Raw genomic sequence first — 18,561 nt, 5'->3', positions numbered from 1 at the left:
ACCCCCCCTTGCGCGATGTCCTGTGAAATACTGCACAGCGGGCCAAGACCAATCCCCATTACGAGGCTCACGCAAAAGAAATGCTGCCCGATTCATAAGCGGTACCAATTGGAGGGGTAAGCATAATTTGACCGGGTCGCCCGAATTTTTTCAATTCAGGGAGACGAAGAGATGAGCAGCCACGAACACCACGGGATGAAACCGTTAGACGGTCTTGCCCCTTATTGCAGCCGCAGCCATTATTCCGAACATCAACGCGAAGATCGCTTTGGCCGGATGTTTGGCAACTTGCCACCAGCTTACACAAGGCCCGACATCTTGCAGGCAATTGGCCGAGATGGCGGCCCGATGGATGGCGGCAACAAAAACTCACCCACAAAGTCGGTGCCCGTTGGCATGGTCTTTTTCGGTCAGTTTATCGACCATGACATCACACTTGATGCGTCCACATCATTTTCATCTGTCATCAATGATGCAAGCGAAGTCGCCAATGTGCGCACGCCGACGCTGGATCTCGATTGCATCTACGGCCTTGGGCCAGAGGCTCAGCCTTATCTGTTCAGCCAGGAGGCACCATTTAATGGCGTTAAACTGCTGACAGGCGATGATAATCGTTTGGACAATGGGGATCTGGTGCAAGGTGAATATGCCGATCACGACCTGCTGCGCTCGCCCAACAACCGCGCGGTCATTGGCGATCCACGCAATGATGAAAACCGCATTTTGAGCCAGATGCAGCTCGCGATTATCCGCTTCCATAATCATGTGGCCGATACGCTTTATCACGAAAGCAAAAACAACCCCAATGAAGAGACATTGGAAGGCCATGAGCTTTATGAAGAAGCGCGTCAGCAAACCACGTGGCACTATCAATGGGCGGTGGTGAATGACTTTCTGAACGCTATGTGCGGCACCCCCGTGGTGGAGCGGATTTTGGGCTGTGGACGCCAGTTCTACTGTGCCGACACGCCTTTCATCCCGGTTGAATTTTCAGTCGCTGCATATCGTTTTGGCCACTCGATGATCCCCATGTCGCTGCAAACCCGCAAAGGTACGGGCAAGCTTGAACTGTTCGGCGAATTCCTTGGCCGCGGCTTTGACCGGGTCAGCCACCCGCGCGCCGTGGTGGATTGGCACGAACTGTTTGAAACCAGCGAAGGTCGCACGGTCGAAAAGACCCAAACGCTCGATACGAAACTCGCTGGCGACTTGCTCAAACTGCCGTTTGTCGGAGCGGGCGACGAGGCATCGCTTGCCACGCGCAACTTGCTGCGGGGCAACGCCTTCCTGCTGCCGGGCGGTGAAAAAATCGCGAAAGCCATCGGCGTTGACCAAGCGGATATCGATCTGGTGGTCGCCAAGATCGCTGATCTGCACCCTGATATTGGCAGCGATGGCATCCCCTTGTGGCTCTACCTCCTCGCGGAAGCCGAGGTGATTGGCCGTGCCGAAACCAATGGCACCTTCACTAAGGGCGAGGCCTTGGGCCCAGTGGGCGCAACAATCGTTGCAGAGGTGATGATCGGCATCCTTGAATTGGATGATCGTTCCTTCCTTGGCGCAAACCGCAATTGGGCACCGCGCGAAGAATGGGATGATATTGGTAAGATCATGACCATCACAAATCCGACCCTGCCTGCTGTGTAAGGATCAGATTTCAAACCGCATTAAGCGCCTGCGTTTGGGAAACACCGAACGCGGGCGCTTTCTGTCTGGCGATGGGCACGATCAGGGCCGCAAGCACAATGCTTTTCATCGGGCTGTTCAACCTCTATCGGCCGCACGATGAAGCACTATGACGCGATAATTTTGGGAGCCGGCGCGGCTGGCCTGATGTGTGCAGCGCAGGCGGGTAAACGCGGCCTTCGCGTCCTAATGCTCGAAAAGGCTGAGAGGCCGGGCAAGAAAATCCTCATTTCCGGCGGGGGTCGCTGCAATTTCACCAATGTGGACGCAGGGCCAGCCAATTACCTTTCCGACAACCCGCATTTCGCCAAGTCCGCGCTTGCCAGATACACGCCAAAGGACTTCATCGCTTTAGTCGAGAAACACGGCATTGCTTGGCATGAGAAAACTCTGGGACAGCTGTTTTGCGACGGATCTGCGAGCCAGATTGTCCAAATGCTGCTCGACGAATGTGGGGACACGGTGGACGTGCTGTGCGACGCTTTCGTCAGCGCGGTCGTCAAAGACGGCGATATGTTCGCCGTTGGCGCCAGTGGTCAGAATTTCGCCGCCCCCAACCTCGTCATCGCCACTGGCGGCCCCTCGATCCCCAAGATGGGAGCAACGGGCTTTGCTTATGATCTCGCCCGCCAATTTGGCCTGAAAGTCGTCGAGCCGCGTCCTGCTCTCGTGCCACTCACACTGGGCGGAGAGGACGTTTTGTTTCGCGAGCTTTCCGGCGTTTCCGCCCCTGTGCGCGCTCATGCTGGATCAAAGAAGCGCAAGGCCAGTTTCGATGAAGCTGCGCTGTTCACGCACAAGGGGCTCTCCGGCCCTGCTATCCTGCAAATCTCATCCTATTGGCGGCCCGGAGAAGAGGTTGGGATCACCTTCCTTCCTCAGGCGGATACCGACTGGCTCTTGGAAATGAAGCGCGATCGCCCGCGCGCCCACATCAAATCGGCGCTGCGAGAGCATTTGCCAGACCGTCTCGCCGATGCGCTCGCGGAAAAGCTTGGCATTGATACAGAGCTCGGCAATGTCTCAGACAAAGCGCTGAGAGCGGCGGCTCAAAAGCTTGCCAACTGGCGCTTCACCCCAAGCGGTTCGGAAGGTTTCGCCAAAGCCGAAGTTACCATCGGCGGGATTTCGACCAATGAGCTTTCCAGCAAAACCATGGAAGCAAAGCGCGTGCCCGGCCTGTACGCAATTGGCGAGGCGGTCGATGTGACAGGCTGGCTTGGGGGGTACAATTTCCAATGGGCATGGGCGAGCGGCGTTGCCTGCGGCGATGCTCTTGGATCAGGATCCTAGTGCACTCACGATAGGGCACCTGACGTGCGCGTCAGCTTGCCACCTCCATCAACGCGCCCTAGCCTCGTTCTCGAAAGGACGGATAACGCGGCCTTCAAACAGGGATTGAGGAGAAAACGATTGCAGCAATTGCAGGGAATGGATTCGTCATTTGTGGCGCTGGAATCGCCCAATTCTCCCATGCATATTGGCAATCTGCTCATCTACAATCCGGCGAGCGCACCGGGCGGATTTGTCCGCTTTAAAGACATTCTCGAATTCTTCCGCAGCCGTCTGCAACTCTCCAAGACCATGCGCCAGCGTCTTGTACGTGTCCCGTTTGACCTCGATTATCCATACTGGATTGAAGACCCCGATTTCGACCTTGAATATCACTTGCGCCACGTTGCGCTGCCTAAGCCGGGTGATTGGCGGCAATTGTGCATCCAGACCGCGCGCATTCATGCCCGTCCCCTCGATTTGAACCGCCCGCCATGGGAATTTACCGTAGTCGAAGGCCTCGACAATGTACCGGGCTATCCGCCGGGGTGCTTTGCATTCGTTACAAAGGTGCATCATGCCGCGATTGACGGGATGAGCGGGATTGACCTGATGGAAGCGATCCACACGCTTACCCCCGATGCGCCCCCGCCCAGCAAACCGGACAGCTGGAAACCGGAAAAGGTTCCGGGCCCGGTTGAGCTGCTCGGCAAATCCTACGTCAATGCTCTTGTAAATCCCCTGAAACAGGCACGCGTCGCAGCGCAGGCCGTGCCCGGCGTTGCTAATGCGATCAAAGGGCTGATCACCCGCGATTTCAAACTCACCAGCGACTATGTCCCGCCGCGCACGCGCTTTAACACATCGATCTCGCCCCACCGTGTAGTTGAGGGCCAGCGTTTCCCGCTCGAAGATATGAAGGCCATTCGCGCGCTCGCGCCCGACCTTAAAACCAAGGTCAACGACGTCGCACTCGCGATTATCGGGGGCGCATTACACAAATATCTGACAGCCAAGGATGACCTGCCTAAAGCGACCATGACCGCCATGGCCCCGATTTCAGTGCGCTCTGCCGATGAGAAAAGCGATATGGGCAATCAGGTTGCGGCCATGATTGCGCCGCTTGGCACCCATACTGCAGACCCCGGTGAGCGGCTTGCCTTTGTCTTTGCCCGCACCAGCAACTCCAAAGCGATCACCAATGCCATTGGCGCGCGCACCATGACTGAAGTGAGCAAGGTGAACCCGCTGCTTTACATGGCTTTGGGCGCGCAATTGTTTAATCGGGTCAGCATCGCGCACAGCGTTGCAATGCCATTCAACACCGTTGTGACCAACGTGCCCGGCCCGCCCATCCCGATTTATTCGGCAGGGGCAAAGCTTGAAAGCATGGCCTTGTCACTCATCTGCCTGACTGATGGATTGGCGCTTGCGCACGTGGTGCAATCGTATTGCGATGAAGCCTATATCAGCTTTACCGCCTGCCGCGATATTATGCCTGATCCCGAATTCTACTCACAATGCCTGCGTGAAAGTTTTGAAGAAATGGTGACGGCTGCAAAAGGGACAGCGCCGCAAAAACCTGCAGCGAAAGGGGCGGGAACTGACAAGAGCGCCACTCGTAAAGCTTCGCAGACAAGACAAACCGCAAAGAAACCCTCGTCCGCTAGAAAAAGCAGCGCTACGAAAGCGCCCCGCAAAGCGGCGAACAGGAATGCGAGCAAAGCGGTTAGCAAAACCGCGCCCAAACCGGGCAAGCGCAAGCCAACCAAGGCATCGGCTGCGCGTATCGCTGAGGAGAGCAAATAATGGCCAGCCTACCCACATATCGCGATCTGCCCCCCATGCCGGGCAGCATCATAGTCGATGATGAAAAAAAATCGCGTGGAGAGGTTCCGGTCGAGCCGCGCGCGCCCCATCCCTTCTGGGCGCTGTCTGAAGGCCGCGCCGTATTTGAATTCGGCGCATTCTTCGCCTCGCGCGCATATCTTGCGACCCTGCCCAAAGGCGATGGGCATAGCGTGATGACGCTCCCCGGCTTTATGGCGACCAACAATTCAACCGTGCCGATGCGCAACCTTCTCAAAAGCCTTGGCTATGACGCGCATGGCTGGGATTCAGGCCGCAACATCCGCGTCAATGAAGAGCTTATCACCAAGCTGGAAGATCAGGTGGACCGGTTGTTTGAGGCTAGCGGTCGCAAAATCTCGCTCATCGGGTGGAGCCTTGGCGGCGTTCTGGCGCGCGAACTCGCCAAGCTTCGCCCTGACAAAGTGCGCCTTGTGATGAGCCTCGGCAGCCCGATCACCGATGACCGCGCGCACACCAATGCTTCGCGATTGTTCGAATTTTTCAACGGCAGCGAGCCTGAGGAAATCCGTGATGGTCAGTTCAATGGGCTTGATGTTGCACCGCCCGTCCCCACAACCTCGATCCTGACAAAGACCGATGGCGTGGTGCACTGGCGCGGGAGTGTTCAGGATCCCGAAAAGGCATCCGGTGCGCCCACTGAAAACATTCGCGTTTTTGCCAGCCATCTGGGGCTCGGCGTCAACCCAAGCGTGATGATCGCCATGGCTGATCGCCTCGCTCAGGCTGAAGGCGAGTGGAAACCATTTGAGCCCAATCCATTCCAAAGCTGGATGTTTCCCAAGCTTGAGACGGCTTGGGGCTAATCCTCAAGTCTAGAACAGTTTGCGAATATCAATTCCGATAAAGCGGCCCACCGGATCAATCAGGAACGGTTGATAAGTCAGCGGCGTTTCGCCCGTCTCATCGACCACTTTTTGCTGAGCATCAAAGATATTGTCAGCGCGCAAGGAAACGCGCACATTTTTGAGCGCTGGGCTGCTGCCCCCGGTGAGTTGGTCCAAATTCGCAAACACACGCAGATCGAAGGTCACAAGATCGTCGATAAAGATTGTGTTTGTCGTGGTCTGAGTGGAGCCATCAAGCCTCGCTTTGCCCGTGTAACGGCCAGACAGGCGCGTCCCGATCCCTTTGCCAAATATGCCAGCCTCAAGCCGCGAGGTATGGCGCGGCAGGCCGAGGAAATTGGTCGATTGCCCATCAAGCTGGTCGAGCGGAGCAAGGCCCGGCGCAATCGTGATTTCATTGGCGAGTTCAATCGTGTGGTTGAGTGAGACGAAATAACGGAAACCGGAAAAGCCGTTGCGCGCCAGCGGGTTGAACCCGCCGGGAGGCCCGCCGCGTGCGCGCCCGCCTGCCGTTTGGCTATTTTGCGAGCCAGAGCCAGACGCACCAGCCTCCGCGCTGCACATACGCTCACGGATGGTGGACAGGCGCTCATCAGAAATCTCGCCATTGTCGGAGCGCAGACGCGAAAGCATCATTTGCGCCATTGCAGGGTCAAAGCCGGGGATGGTGTCCGAAACATCCTCCCCCGCCTCAATCCGCGCGATCAGAGCTTTGATACGGTCCGCGCCATCATCAGCGCAGATAATGCTACGAAAAGCGGCGAAACCTTCGCGCATTGGTCCTGCTGGGGGCCCTGCTGGGGGACCGTCCGAAGGCGCACCTGCTGGCGCTGCATTGGCGGGGCGAGAAGCGCCTTGCGGTGGGCCACCTCGGTCGCCGCCGCGTTCGCTTGAACCACCAAATGAACCGCGCAGGTTCAGCGAGAAGTTCAGCCTGTCCGCCTTTGTCTCGGCAAAGCTCACCTGCCGCCGATCCAGCGCGATCAAAGTGCCGTCTGCATCGCGCGTAATACGGCCCGGAAAAGCGGCTTCGATTTCTGGCGTGATTTGCGGGAAAGAGCTCACCACATCATCGGATCGATTGCGGATATATTCGACCTGAAAACGCGTGCCTTCCCAGAACGGAAGCTCCCAATTGGCGGCAAATTTCCAATCGCGTTGTGTCTCGGCCACGAGGTCGGGATTGCCGCCCGTGGTGACATCAGCCAGCACCGTCTCATTGTTGACGAAATCAAACACTTGCAGGTTGAAATTGACGACTTGCGGGTCGCCAAGCGCACTTAAAGTCGGGGCGACTTCGCGGTATATATAAGTCGCGGTAAGGTCGAGATTATCAAAAGGCGCCCAGGTGAGGCCAGCGGTATAATCGCCCAAGAGGCCAAAGTCGGACAAGTCCTCAAACCCTGCTTGAAGATTGAGCGTGAAGCTGCCCAGCGCATCGGCAAACCCCTCGCGCCTGCTAGTGATCGGAATGTTCAAATTCGCGCCCGTTGAAAGGCGTCTGCGTGTCAACTCCGACGGCAGATTGGTGCGCGTGTCATCGCTTTCGATCCGGTCCCAATCAAGGCCAAGGTCAAAGGTCGCAATCAGCTCACCGCCGGGAAGATAGGCGAGCGGCCCGCGCAATGTGGTCAAGGTTTCCGCCGTGATCGTTCGACTTGAGGCCACATCAAACCCTGTTTCGAGCCGCGTAGGAAGGGCTGCATCAAGCGCAAGCTCCCCTGCCCTTGCCGCAGCGATCAAATCGCTGGTGTCGAACTCTTGGTCGAACCGTGTCTCCTGCTCGCTCACGCTGCCGTCCAATGTGGTTGTCAGTCGGAACGAATTGACCGGCGTGTTGACCGATCCCGATACGGAGAATGTGTCCGAGGCAACGACCTGTTCGATCGGGCTGTCTGCGCCGAAGGTTCTGAGAACACTAGTCGTCGCCGGATCATCTTCCGGCCCGTCTGAAAGCAGTACCGTGTTCAACCCTTGAAGTCTGCGCGCATCGCTGCGCACATAATTGGCGTTGGCTGTTACCGCTGTCCCGCTGTCCTGAAATGCCTTGGCCCAGCTGATATTGGCCTCAAGGCTGCGGCTATCGGAGACGAGCGAACGGAACGGGGCCTGATCGGGGTCGCCAGCGACATCGCTGGTCGAATTTTCCGTCTGGATAATATCGCGCTCATCCTCGGTCAGGAAAGAGGTATCGTTCGCCTCCAGATTGATGTTGATCCGCGCACCGTCTTTGATCTGTAGAAATCCAAGCTCTTGTTCGCGTGTGTAATTCCCACCGCGCGAGGGGCCTTCAAACTCGAATTCGACCTCGGCGTTTCGGTAATTATCCTTAAGGATCAGGTTGATAACCCGGCGGTCTGGCGGAAATCCGAAACGCTGGGCGACTTCTTCAGGGAAGACTTCGGTTTTTGCCAAGGCTTCGGGCGGATATTGGAACAGCTCGCGAAAAGAGCCGGGGCGAATACCATTGACAAGGATGATTGGCCGCCCCCCACCGCGCCCACGCGAAGAGCCTGTTTGCGCGCTGATTTGAGTGACCAGATCGCCGATTGAGGCAACGCCCTCGGCTGCAATCTGTTCTTCACTCAGTTCAAGAATGGGCGCTTGTCCCACGTCAAGCTGACCGCGAAGACGCCGCGCCGATACGATGATGCCACCGACATCATCCTCGTCGTCGTCCTCAATGACGGTCGGTTCGCTTTGCGCTTGGGCGGTTTGCTCTTGCGCTGTGGCCATGGCACCGGAGCAAAGAGCGAAAGTGGCAGCACCCGTCATTAAGACGGTGCGGGAAAGGCTGGAGAGGTTCATGTGGGCCTTTTGCGTTATTGCGAGCCATTATTGAAAGCACGCGATTGTATCAATTTGCATCAGCCGACCGCTTTGCCCGATTCACCCGGATCATCTTTGCGCCCAAACTGCTGCGATTTGCGCCCATTAACGCACGAGGCTTCACTTTTGTTCTCACCATCGCTAAATGGCGCGCGTAATTCGATGAACGGGGGGACGACAAACGACGTTCCCGATTGAACAACACAAAAGGACTTACATGGCCAAGGAAGAACTTCTCGAAATGCGCGGGCGCGTCGTCGAGCTGCTGCCCAATGCGATGTTCCGGGTAGAGCTTGAAAACGGCCACGAAGTGCTGGGTCACACGGCTGGCAAAATGCGCAAGAACCGCATCCGCGTTCTCGTAGGTGACGAGGTATTGTGCGAGTTGACACCGTACGATCTTACTAAAGCGCGCATCACCTATCGCTTTATGCCGGGCCGTGGCGGTCCCGGCCCACAGTAGACCCAAGGGGCCTTTTAGTGGGCTCACCTCATCTCACCCTAGCGTCTGCATCGCCCCGCCGGCGCGACCTTTTGGCGCGTCTTGGGGTGACGCCTGATACCGTGACGCCCGCTGATATTGATGAAACGCCTCTGAAAGACGAGCGCCCGCGCGATTATGCGCTGCGCATGGGCCGCGAGAAGGCTTTGGCGGTAAAGGCCGATGGCTTTGTTCTGGCTGGCGATACAGTGGTAGCCGCTGGCAGGCGTATTTTGCCTAAGACCGAAGAAGAAAGTGAGGCACGCGATTGCCTCAATCTTCTATCGGGACGGCGGCACGTGGTTTTGAGCAGCGTCGTCTTGCGCGCGCCCGATGGCACCCTTCGCGAGCGGCTGAATGAAAATGTGGTGCGCTTCAAGGACCTTAGCGCTGAAGAGATCGACGCTTATATCGCGAGCGATGAGTGGCGCGGCAAAGCGGGCGGTTATGCAATTCAAGGGCAGGCCGAAGCGCTGATCCAATGGATGAGAGGCAGCCATTCAGGCGTAATGGGCCTGCCGCTCTATGAAACGCGCGCGCTGTTAAAGGCGGCGGGGTTTGCCATTGGTTGAGGCCAACGAAAAATCCTCCCCATTCTGGGGAGGGGGACCATCCGCAGGATGGTGGAGGGGCAAGCGACTTCGTTCGTTCTTCAACCACTTTTTTGTAGCGCTCATGCCCCCTCCACCAGCTTCGCTGGTCCCCCTCCCCGTGCCGGGGAGGATGTGGTGACCTGGCTCATCGAACATGGCATCGGCGAAACCCGCAAGCTCCTCATCGAAGGGGGCGAAGTGGTGGCAGCCTCACTCCAATGGCCCGGCGAGCTTACCGCAGGCGAGATCCACACAGCCCGGCTCACCCGCAAGGCTGGCGGCGCGCGGCGCGGGACGGTAACGCTCGAAAACGGGCGCGAGGCTCTGGTCGATCACCTGCCGCGCGAGGCCACCGAAGGGCTCCGAGGCCAAGTGCGGATCACGAGGGCCAGCATTGCGGAGCGGGGACGGTTGAAACTGCCACAAGCGCGCTGGATCAGTGGCGGCGCGGATGACGCTGCTCCGCATGAGGGCATTGCGACTCATCGATTCGAGGCGGGCGCATGGGAAGAGGTCTGGCACGCCGCCTCCACTGGCAGCATTGCCTTTGTTGGCGGCGAAATCCTTTGCGCCGTGACCCCTGGCATGACGGTGATCGACGTGGACGGCGCCCTTTCCCCACGCGAATTGGCTCTCGCAGCTGTTCCGGCTATCGCCAAGGCGCTTCGCTGGTTCGACCTAGGCGGCAATATCGGCATCGACTTTCCCTCATTGGAAGCGAAGGCCGACCGCCGCGCAGTGGACGATGCAATGGCTGAAGCGCTCAGCGATTGGCCGCATGAACGCACCGCAATGAACGGCTTTGGCTTTGTACAGATAATCGCGCGGCTTGAAGGGCCATCGCTCTTGCACCGATTCGCGACTTCGCGGGTGGGAATGTGCGCACGCTATGCCTTGCGGGTGGCTGAGCGTGTCGAGGGCAATGGCCCCGTTCTGCTCCTCATCGTGCACCCTGCCCTCAAAGCCAAACTCAAACCGGAATGGCTCGAAGAACTGGGCGTGCGCACGGGCCTCGAAGTGCGAATAGAGGTCAACCCTGCCCTTGCGCTTGAGGTGCCTCAGGCCCAGATCATTTCTGACGCGTGATCTCCTGCGAACGCAGGAGTCCGTCACCAAAGGTTGAAAGTTGGGCTCGTGCTTTCGCAGGAGCACACGAATTGAAGGCAAAGCGAATAAGAACCCAATGACCAAACCCTGCCCCATCTGCAAGAAACCTCGCAGCGAAGAGCACACCCCCTTCTGCTCGCAGCGCTGCAAGGACCGCGATCTCGCGCAGTGGTTCGGCGATGGATATTCGGTTCCGGGAGAGCCGGTAGACCCTGAATCGCTCACGCAAAGCGATTGGGAAACCAAGGAATAGACAAAAGGCGGTAAAATACCCGCTTTTCCCTCTTGCCATTCGCGCAAAGCCGCGCCATAGCGCCGCTTCATTTGCTCGCCGGGGCGCTACTCAGCCCCCGCACGATGCAGCGAATGCCCGGGTAGCTCAGGGGTAGAGCAGCGGATTGAAAATCCGCGTGTCGGTGGTTCGATTCCGCCCCCGGGCACCATTCGCTAGAAAAGGGAACTGACCCGCTTATGTCCCGCCGCTCCAAAATTTACGAAGGCAAAGCCAAGATCCTTTATGAGGGTCCAGAACCCGGCACGCTCATCCAGTATTTCAAAGATGATGCGACCGCCTTTAACGCGGAGAAAAAGGGCACAATCAACGGCAAAGGCGTGATCAACAATCGCATCAGCGAGCACGTTTTTACCCGCCTGTCGCACATCGGCATCCCGACCCATTTCATCCGCCGCCTCAATATGCGCGAGCAGCTTGTGCGGCAGGTTGAGATCGTCCCGATCGAAGTGGTTTTGCGCAATGTCGCAGCGGGATCGATTTGCAAGCGGCTGGGTCTGGAAGAGGGCGAGCCCCTCCCCCACACGCTGATCGAATATTATTACAAGGACGACGCGCTGGGCGACCCGCTCGTCAGTGAAGAGCACATCGCGTGTTTCAACTGGGCGAGCCAGGAGGAGATGCAGGACATTTCTTCCATGGCGATCCGCATCAATGATTTCCTTTGTGGGATGTTCGCGGCCATCGACATTCGTCTGGTCGACTTCAAACTTGAATTTGGTCGGCTTTTCGATGGCGATTACAGCCGTGTGATCCTTGCCGATGAAATCAGCCCGGATGGCTGCCGTCTTTGGGATATGGTGAGCGGCGAAAAGCTCGATAAGGACCGCTTCCGCCGCGATCTTGGCGGGGAAGAAGAGGCCTATCGCGAAGTGGCGCGCCGCCTTGGCCTCTTGCAGAATGAGGACACAGGCCCCGGCGAAGTGCTTGACCTGTCGAGCCACCGGACGCGTCTGCGGGGAAACCCTCCTCCGAAAAAATAGGCGGCCAAAAAATAAGCTGACATACATCTTTCAACGGTTAGGCTGCTCTCCAAACGAGAGCATGAGAGACACATACCGTTGATTAGATACGCATTTCGCAGCCTTACCGCTGGTCTGCTGGTGTTTTCGCTTGGCGCGCCGCTTGCCGCTGAAAACAGCGAGGCGACAAGCGCGCAAGAGCAAGCACAGCAAAGCTGGCCGGTTGAGAGCAGCGATCTGCCCGTCGATCCGGCTTTCGTGTTCGGCACGCTTCCCAATGGGATGCGCTATATCCTGCGCGAAAATGCGACGCCTGAGGGCACGGTTCTGGTGCGGATGCGGATTGGTTCTGGTTCCTTGTCCGAACAAGAGCATGAACGCGGTCTTGCGCATTTTCTTGAGCATATGGCCTTTAACGGTTCGACCAATATCCCCGAAGGCGAGATGATCCCTCTGCTCGAACGCGAAGGCTTGGCCTTTGGCGCGGATACCAACGCGTCGACCGGCTTTGAGGCGATCACCTATATGCTCGACCTGCCGCGCAATGACGAAGACCTGCTTGGCACAGCGATGATGCTGATGCGCGAGACTGCGAGTGAGCTCACTATTGAGCCGGAAGCGGTTGAGCGCGAGCGCGGGGTTATATTGGCTGAGCGGCGGGACCGGCGCGGCTATGCACAGCGGGCGCGCGAGGACGGGTTTGAGTTTATCGCCCCGGGCGCTCGCTATACCAAGCGGCTCCCCATTGGCACGCTGGAGGTGCTTGAAACCGCAAGCGCTGACGACATTCGCGCGCTTTATGAGCGCACCTATACGCCCGCGAACACAGTCCTTGTGGTGGTTGGCGATCTGCCCACCGCAATGATGGAAGCCGCGATCCTCAAATATTTCGCCGATTGGGAGGCCTCGCCGCCTCCGGCCGAGCCCGTCACTGGCCCGGTCGACCTCACTCGCAAGGGCGAGACGGACATATTCCTCGACCCTGCGCTATCCGAAACCGTCACACTCACCATGCTGGCCCCATATATCGACGAGCCAGACACGATTGCCGAACGCAAGCAAAGCGTGCTTCGCTCGGTCGCAAGTCGCATCATCCGCAGGCGTCTATCGCGCCTTGCTCGCTCACCCAATGCGCCATTCAGAGCCGCGCGCTTTTCGCAAGGGACCATCTTCGAAGACGCGCGCACCAACACGCTGAGTATAGCGACCGAAGACGGCAAGTGGCGCGAAGGGGTGATGGCCGCCGTTCAAACCGTGAATGAAGCACTCGTCCACGGCTTCACAAAAGCCGAGATAGCCGAACAGCTCGCCAATATCCGTACGAGCCTGGAGAACCGGGTGGCAGGCGCAGGGACACGGCCCAACAGCTTTTACGCTGCCCGCGCGTTGAACGTTGTTTCCGATGAAACCGTGCCCACAACGCCCGCTTTTCAATTGGAATTGTTCGAAGAATTGGAAGCCAGCATCACGCCTGAAACGGCCCTGGCGGCGCTTCGCGAAAGGGTGATTGCGTTCGACGAACCGCTGATCCGGTTCCAAGGCCGCACCGCGCCAGAGGGCGGCGAAGAGGCGCTTCGCGAGGCTTTTGCAGAGGCGATGGCCCTTCCCATTTCCCCGCCCCTTGAAGGGAGTGCCAAGGCTTTTGCCTACACCTACTTCGGGACACCGGGGGAAGTCGTCAAAGACACGCGCGATGAACGCTTGGGCTTTCGGACCCTTACCTTCGCCAACAATGTGCGTCTGACGTTGAAGACAACCAATGTGCGCGAAGACCGGGTGGCGTACCGCTTACTTCTCGACGGTGGTACTTTGATGAACACGAAGGAAGACCCCTTGCGGGTCTATTTGATGAGCTTGCTCTCTGCTGGTGGTCTGGGCGAACACAGCCGCGATGAATTGCAGACGATCCTTGCCGGGCGAAGCGTCGGCTTCAACGCCTCAAACACCGCCGACGCGTTCAGCTTTACCGGCTCCACCACGCCGCGCGATCTGACGTTGCAGATGCAGGTGCTCACCGCAGCCATCACCGATCCGGGCTATCGCAGCGAAGGGATCGAGCAATTCCGCCGCGGCATCGACAATTTCTTCGCGCGCCTCAATTCAACGCCTTTGCGTGCCTATAGCAACGCTGCTGGCGCCATCCTTTCCGACAATGATCCACGCTTCAGCCTTGCCCCGAAGGAGGCCTATTTTGCCCTCGATTACGAAGGGCTTGAAAGCGCCATTTCGGACCGCTTGCAATCAGGCGCAATAGAGCTTTCGATTGTAGGAGATTTTGACGAAGGGGCCGCGATTGAAGCGGTCGCCGCGACCCTTGGCGCTTTGCCCGTGCGCGAGGCGGAGTTTCAGCCGCGAAGCGAGGCGCGCACCCGCCAATTTACCGACAATCGCACCCTTCACTACCTCACCCATGAAGGCGAGGCGGATCAGGCGCTTGTCCGCCTTGTCTGGCCAACCAATGATGACAGTGACTTTGTCGAAGAAATGCAGATGGCCCTTCTCGCAAGGCTGGTGCGCATTGAGCTTACCGAACGCCTGCGCGAAGAATTGGGCCAGGCCTATTCGCCCAATGCGGCAAGTTCCATGAGCAAGATTTACCCCGGCTATGGCGTGTTTTCCATCACCGCCTCGGTTGATGTGGCCGAGGTTGATGCCGCGCGCGAAGCAATCGCCGAACTGATCGCTGACCTGCGCGAAAAGCCGATTGATCCCGATCGTATCAAGCGCGCACGCCAACCCATGCTCGAAGCTTATGACAATGCGCTTAAATCGCTTGGCGGGTGGCTGCAACTTGCTGACCGTGCGCAAAGCGAGGAAGAACGGCTCGAACGCTGGTTCGAAGGGCCCGATACCCTCAAGGCAATCACGCCGGAGGATTTGGGGCGCGCCGCGCAAACTTATCTGGCCGTTGAAAACGCGGTGGAATTTGTGGTTCTACCCAAGGAAGACAATTCCTCCACACAGGCCAGCGACAAACCATGAAAAAAGGCTGACAGGTCGCCTCCTGCCAGCCTTCTTTGGGTGCTGTTTTCAAACCCCCAGAAGTTTTGCGCTACTCTTTATTGCATCTTTTACAACCCCCGCAGAAAGCTAATCGACAAGCCTGTCCTAATCCGGCGGGTGATTGGGGCCTTTGCGCGATTGCGCCGCGCGCGCGAGACGCTATAGGGCGAGGACACGCACAGTGGCGCTGCCATCACACGAAATTCTTGCTCAGGATATGCCCCATGAAAGTTCGCATCCTCGTCCGCCTGAAACCCGGAGTGCTCGATCCGCAAGGGCGCGCGGTGCACCATTCACTGGACGGCCTTGGCTTTGAAGGCGTCAATGATGTGCGCATCGGTCGCATGATCGAAATGGATGTGGCAGACGGCACCAGCGATGAAACGCTGACCAAAATGTGTGAGCAATTGCTCGCCAATATGGTGATCGAAGATTACGCGATTGAGCGGCTCGATGATCAGAAGGAGCCCGCCTGATGGGCTTTAAAGCGGGCGTTGTCACCTTCCCCGGCTCCAATTGCGACCGCGATATGGCGGTGGCTTTGGAAGCCGTCACTGGCGCACCTGCTGTGCGGATCTGGCACGGCGATGCGGATTTGCCAGACGGCCTTGACTTTATCGCTCTGCCCGGCGGATTTTCCTACGGCGATTACCTGCGTTCCGGCGCAATGGCAGCGCGCAGCCCGATCTTGAAAGCCGTGGTCAAGGCAGCCGAGCGTGGCGTTCCTGTGCTCGGCGTGTGCAATGGGTTTCAAGTCCTCACCGAAAGCGGACTGCTCCCGGGCGCTTTGATGCGCAATGCGGGACAGACTTTCGTATGCCGCACCGCCGATCTCGAAGTGGTCAACACAAGCTCGATCTACACCACCGGCTTTGAGCCGGGACAAACCTTGCGCATTCCGGTCGCCCATCACGACGGCAATTACTTCGCTGATGAGGCGACTCTCGACAGGCTTGAGGGTGAGGACCGCGTGGCTTTTCGCTACTCGGACAACGTCAATGGCTCGCGCCGCAATATTGCTGGGATTCTGAGCGCCAATGGCCGGGTTCTGGGCATGATGCCGCACCCTGAACGCGCGATTGAACCGGCTGCCCACCCCTCGCTTGGCGGAGAAGACGGGCGCGCTCTGTTTGAGAATGTAGTAAAGGCGCTGGTCGCGGCTTAAGCGCGCACCACGATTGCGGACCTATGCCCGCAAGCGGCGTGGATCGGGCAGGCCGTCTCTTGTAAAAAGCCCACGCGCGTCCTCGCTCGCCATCGGGCGGCCAAAGTAAAAACCCTGAATCTTGTCGCAGCCAAGGTTGCGGATCAATTCAGCTTCCTCGGCGCTTTCCACCCCTTCTGCGGTGGTGGTCATGTCGAGGCTCTTGGCCATGGCGACAACCGCATTGATGATCGCCAGGCTCTCGTTTGCACCTTGCGATGCGCCTTGAACGAAGGTGCGATCGACCTTGATCGTCGAGAACCGCAGTTTGCGAAGGTAGCCAAGCGAGGAATAGCCAGTGCCAAAATCGTCAAGCGCGATTGAGCAGCCAAGCGCCATCACCTGTTCCAGCGCATTGCGGGCAACCGAGGCATCGCGCAGGAAGATGCTTTCCGTGACCTCGATTTCAAGCCGTTCAGGACGAAGACCGCTCGCCGCGAGCGTATCAACCACTTCCTGATGGAAATTGGGCTCAAGCAATTGTTCAGGCGAGACGTTGACATTGACCTTTACATGGTCGGGCCAGGTGCGCGCTTCAAAACACGCCTGGCGCAAGACCCATTGGCCAATCGGAACAATCAGGCGCGTGTCTTCGGCAAGCGGGATGAATTTGCCGGGGCTGACAAAACCATGCTCTGAACTGTTCCAGCGGACCAGCGCCTCAAAACTGACGATAGCCTCGCTGCGCGCGTCCACAACTGGTTGATAGTGCAGCACAAATTCATCCAGCCCCAAGGCTTTACGCAATGACGATTCAAGCTGGCGGCGTTCTTCAGCTGACGCGTGAAGGACGGGTTCAAAGCGGCAATGCTCGCCTCCGCCTGCATCTTTGGCGCGGTACAGGGCAAGGTCTGCGTTGCGCATCAGTTCTTCGACCGTACGCCCGTCACGCGGACCAATCGCCGAGCCGACGCTGGCGCCGACATAAAGCGTGTGGTTGTCCACGTGATAGGGTTCGGACAGGGTTTCGATCACGCGCGATGCGAGCCCGCGCAGATAATTAAGGTTGCTCGCATCGCGGATGACAACGGCGAATTCATCCCCGCCAAGCCGCCCAACGACGGCGTTTTCTCCGGTCAAGGCCTGCAAGCGCGAAGACACCTGAGCCAGCAGTTTATCGCCGGTAATGTGCCCTAGCGAATCGTTCACCGCCTTAAAGCGATCAAGATCGATCATCATCAAAGCGCAGCGCGTGCGCCAATGCTGGGCATACTCAAGCGCATCGCCTAAGGCTTCTGTCAGCATCAGGCGGTTTGGCAAGGATGTGAGCGTGTCATAGCGCGCCAGATATTTGATTTTTTCAGAAGACTGGCGTTGTTCGGTGACATCGGAGCCCACGCCTCTGAACCCTGTAAACTTACCGCGTTCATCGCGGATGGGCGTGCCTGACAGCTCCCACCAGCGCTCTTCGCCCTTGATCGAAACCTGCACGGTGAGGTTCGAAAAATTCTCGCGATTGCGCAGCTTTTCGGCAAGTTCATGCAGGCTTGGCGGAAAGTCTCCGCTTTCCCATTTATCGCCAGCGATAAGCGCCAGAAGAGGCTTGCCTTCGACTTCTTTATCAGTCGCATCCAGCGCAAAGGCAAAGCGTGGCGATACCGATTGCAGACGGCGACGGGTGTCGATCTCCCACAGCCAATCCGCCTCGTTCTCTTCAAACTCGCGCAGCAGCAGCGAGACGACTTCCTCTTTTTCGATGATTGCGTTTTCCGCGATGCGCGCTTCCATGTGGGCCCGGCCCACCTCAATCGCGCCAAGCATGGTGCAAATGGTGAAGAGAACAACTCCGGTTACGATCTCCCACTGGCTCATAATCACAAACGGCACACAGCCCGCCGCGCCATTGATGAGCGAGGCGATCACCATATTAAGCGGCGTTGTCGTGTAGAAGAAAACACGCGCCGCCATAAGTGTAGCGATAATCACCATGAGAGTGACCGCGCTCTCGACTGATCCAAATGGCGCAAAAACGGCGAGTGGCACGGCCCACAAGACAGCAGATGCAATCGCTGTCAAAGAATGGTGGTTCGATTTGGCAAGCTTGCCAGTGCGAGCTCTGGAAATCGCCCCGGTTCCTGACGCGCGCGCATGGTGCCGCTTGTCGGCCTGCATTCCGGTTATCTGCACGATAGCCAATGTTAAAAGCCACAGGCCAACCCACACGGGTCCGACCACGGCCATGTACATATGAGCGACAAACAGCCCAACGATCGCGTGCACGTAAAGTCTGTGAAAAGTGAGCCGGCTTAGTTCTTGCGTTTCGAGCCCGCGAAGACGGGGCCAGTCGGCCTGCCCTTTTTCGGACAGACCAAGGACAGCCGAAACGGGCAACTCCTGCTCAATCGGCGGGGTCGGAAGGGAATGTTGGTCGCTCACCCCGGCTTGGTTAATGCGCAAAGGTTATGAGGCGGTAAA

The 18,561-nt window shown here is 58.0% G+C and carries 14 protein-coding genes and 1 tRNA gene; 13 read left to right on the top strand and 2 right to left on the bottom strand.

Annotated elements, in window-relative coordinates; translation table 11 throughout:
- The first annotated feature begins 171 nt into the window (after positions 1-171).
- The 4 genes from INR77_RS07365 to INR77_RS07350 all read left to right on the top strand — a co-directional run bounded on the left by INR77_RS07365 (position 172) and on the right by INR77_RS07350 (position 5,633).
- Positions 172-1,647 (top strand): heme peroxidase family protein, encoded by a 1,476-nt coding sequence (locus tag INR77_RS07365; RefSeq protein ID WP_255573985.1) that lies wholly within the window; start codon positions 172-174, stop codon positions 1,645-1,647.
- A 138-nt stretch (positions 1,648-1,785) separates the two neighbouring features.
- Positions 1,786-2,979, top strand: a complete 1,194-nt coding sequence (locus tag INR77_RS07360) for an NAD(P)/FAD-dependent oxidoreductase (RefSeq protein WP_223073227.1) — start codon at positions 1,786-1,788, stop codon at positions 2,977-2,979.
- A 138-nt stretch (positions 2,980-3,117) separates the two neighbouring features.
- A complete protein-coding gene (locus INR77_RS07355; RefSeq protein WP_223073226.1) occupies positions 3,118-4,767 on the top strand; it encodes a wax ester/triacylglycerol synthase family O-acyltransferase in 1,650 nt (549 codons plus the stop codon).
- A complete protein-coding gene (locus tag INR77_RS07350) occupies positions 4,767-5,633 on the top strand; it encodes a triacylglycerol lipase (protein ID WP_255573984.1) in 867 nt (288 codons plus the stop codon). Before INR77_RS07355 ends, INR77_RS07350 begins: the two co-directional genes overlap by 1 nt.
- Positions 5,634-5,642: 9 nt before the next feature.
- Here the strand turns inward: INR77_RS07350 and INR77_RS07345 are convergent, their stop codons facing one another.
- Positions 5,643-8,483, bottom strand: a complete 2,841-nt coding sequence (locus INR77_RS07345; protein WP_223073225.1) for a hypothetical protein — start codon at positions 8,481-8,483, stop codon at positions 5,643-5,645.
- A 238-nt stretch (positions 8,484-8,721) separates the two neighbouring features.
- Between INR77_RS07345 and infA the strand changes: the two genes are divergently transcribed.
- From infA to purQ, 9 genes are all read left to right on the top strand, one after another.
- Positions 8,722-8,967, top strand: coding sequence for a translation initiation factor IF-1 (gene infA / locus INR77_RS07340; RefSeq protein ID WP_007163491.1), 246 nt, complete (start codon positions 8,722-8,724; stop codon positions 8,965-8,967).
- A 17-nt stretch (positions 8,968-8,984) separates the two neighbouring features.
- Positions 8,985-9,557 (top strand): nucleoside triphosphate pyrophosphatase, encoded by a 573-nt coding sequence (locus INR77_RS07335; protein WP_223073224.1) that lies wholly within the window; start codon positions 8,985-8,987, stop codon positions 9,555-9,557.
- A 153-nt stretch (positions 9,558-9,710) separates the two neighbouring features.
- The gene (locus INR77_RS07330; RefSeq protein ID WP_223073223.1) at positions 9,711-10,664 is read left to right on the top strand and encodes a ribonuclease; all 954 of its coding nucleotides are present in this window, start codon (positions 9,711-9,713) and stop codon (positions 10,662-10,664) included.
- 97 nt (positions 10,665-10,761) lie between these two features.
- The gene (locus INR77_RS07325; RefSeq protein ID WP_223073222.1) at positions 10,762-10,938 is read left to right on the top strand and encodes a DNA gyrase inhibitor YacG; all 177 of its coding nucleotides are present in this window, start codon (positions 10,762-10,764) and stop codon (positions 10,936-10,938) included.
- Positions 10,939-11,053: 115 nt separating this feature from the next.
- Positions 11,054-11,128 (top strand) — tRNA-Phe (locus tag INR77_RS07320).
- A gap of 28 nt (positions 11,129-11,156) precedes the next feature.
- Complete coding sequence (purC, locus tag INR77_RS07315; protein ID WP_223073221.1) at positions 11,157-11,960, top strand: phosphoribosylaminoimidazolesuccinocarboxamide synthase; 804 nt, start codon at positions 11,157-11,159, stop codon at positions 11,958-11,960.
- A 78-nt stretch (positions 11,961-12,038) separates the two neighbouring features.
- On the top strand, positions 12,039-14,921 hold the full coding sequence (locus tag INR77_RS07310) for a pitrilysin family protein (RefSeq protein WP_255573983.1): 2,883 nt from the start codon (positions 12,039-12,041) through the stop codon (positions 14,919-14,921).
- A gap of 245 nt (positions 14,922-15,166) precedes the next feature.
- Complete coding sequence (gene purS / locus INR77_RS07305) at positions 15,167-15,418, top strand: phosphoribosylformylglycinamidine synthase subunit PurS (protein ID WP_223073220.1); 252 nt, start codon at positions 15,167-15,169, stop codon at positions 15,416-15,418.
- Positions 15,418-16,107 (top strand): phosphoribosylformylglycinamidine synthase subunit PurQ, encoded by a 690-nt coding sequence (gene purQ, locus INR77_RS07300; protein ID WP_223073219.1) that lies wholly within the window; start codon positions 15,418-15,420, stop codon positions 16,105-16,107. The genes purS and purQ overlap by 1 nt, the downstream gene beginning before the upstream one ends.
- A 21-nt stretch (positions 16,108-16,128) precedes the next feature.
- On the opposite strand, the gene INR77_RS07295 is transcribed toward purQ, so the two are convergent.
- Positions 16,129-18,522: a bifunctional diguanylate cyclase/phosphodiesterase gene (locus INR77_RS07295; protein WP_223073218.1), complete on the bottom strand. Its 2,394-nt coding sequence runs from the start codon at positions 18,520-18,522 to the stop codon at positions 16,129-16,131.
- Between the last annotated feature and the right edge of the window lie 39 nt (positions 18,523-18,561).

It is taken from the genome of Erythrobacter sp. SCSIO 43205, from assembly GCF_019904235.1.
Classification (GTDB): domain Bacteria; phylum Pseudomonadota; class Alphaproteobacteria; order Sphingomonadales; family Sphingomonadaceae; genus Erythrobacter.
This window is presented reverse-complemented; position numbering and strand designations above follow the sequence as displayed.

Coding starts and splice junctions, on each gene's coding strand:
- INR77_RS07365 (WP_255573985.1), top strand. CDS start 172: ATGAGCAGCCACGAACACCACGGGATGAAACCGTTAGACGGTCTTGCC.
- INR77_RS07360 (WP_223073227.1), top strand. CDS start 1,786: ATGAAGCACTATGACGCGATAATTTTGGGAGCCGGCGCGGCTGGCCTG.
- INR77_RS07355 (WP_223073226.1), top strand. CDS start 3,118: ATGGATTCGTCATTTGTGGCGCTGGAATCGCCCAATTCTCCCATGCAT.
- INR77_RS07350 (WP_255573984.1), top strand. CDS start 4,767: ATGGCCAGCCTACCCACATATCGCGATCTGCCCCCCATGCCGGGCAGC.
- INR77_RS07345 (WP_223073225.1), bottom strand. CDS start 8,483: ATGAACCTCTCCAGCCTTTCCCGCACCGTCTTAATGACGGGTGCTGCC.
- infA (WP_007163491.1), top strand. CDS start 8,722: ATGGCCAAGGAAGAACTTCTCGAAATGCGCGGGCGCGTCGTCGAGCTG.
- INR77_RS07325 (WP_223073222.1), top strand. CDS start 10,762: ATGACCAAACCCTGCCCCATCTGCAAGAAACCTCGCAGCGAAGAGCAC.
- purC (WP_223073221.1), top strand. CDS start 11,157: ATGTCCCGCCGCTCCAAAATTTACGAAGGCAAAGCCAAGATCCTTTAT.
- purS (WP_223073220.1), top strand. CDS start 15,167: ATGAAAGTTCGCATCCTCGTCCGCCTGAAACCCGGAGTGCTCGATCCG.
- purQ (WP_223073219.1), top strand. CDS start 15,418: ATGGGCTTTAAAGCGGGCGTTGTCACCTTCCCCGGCTCCAATTGCGAC.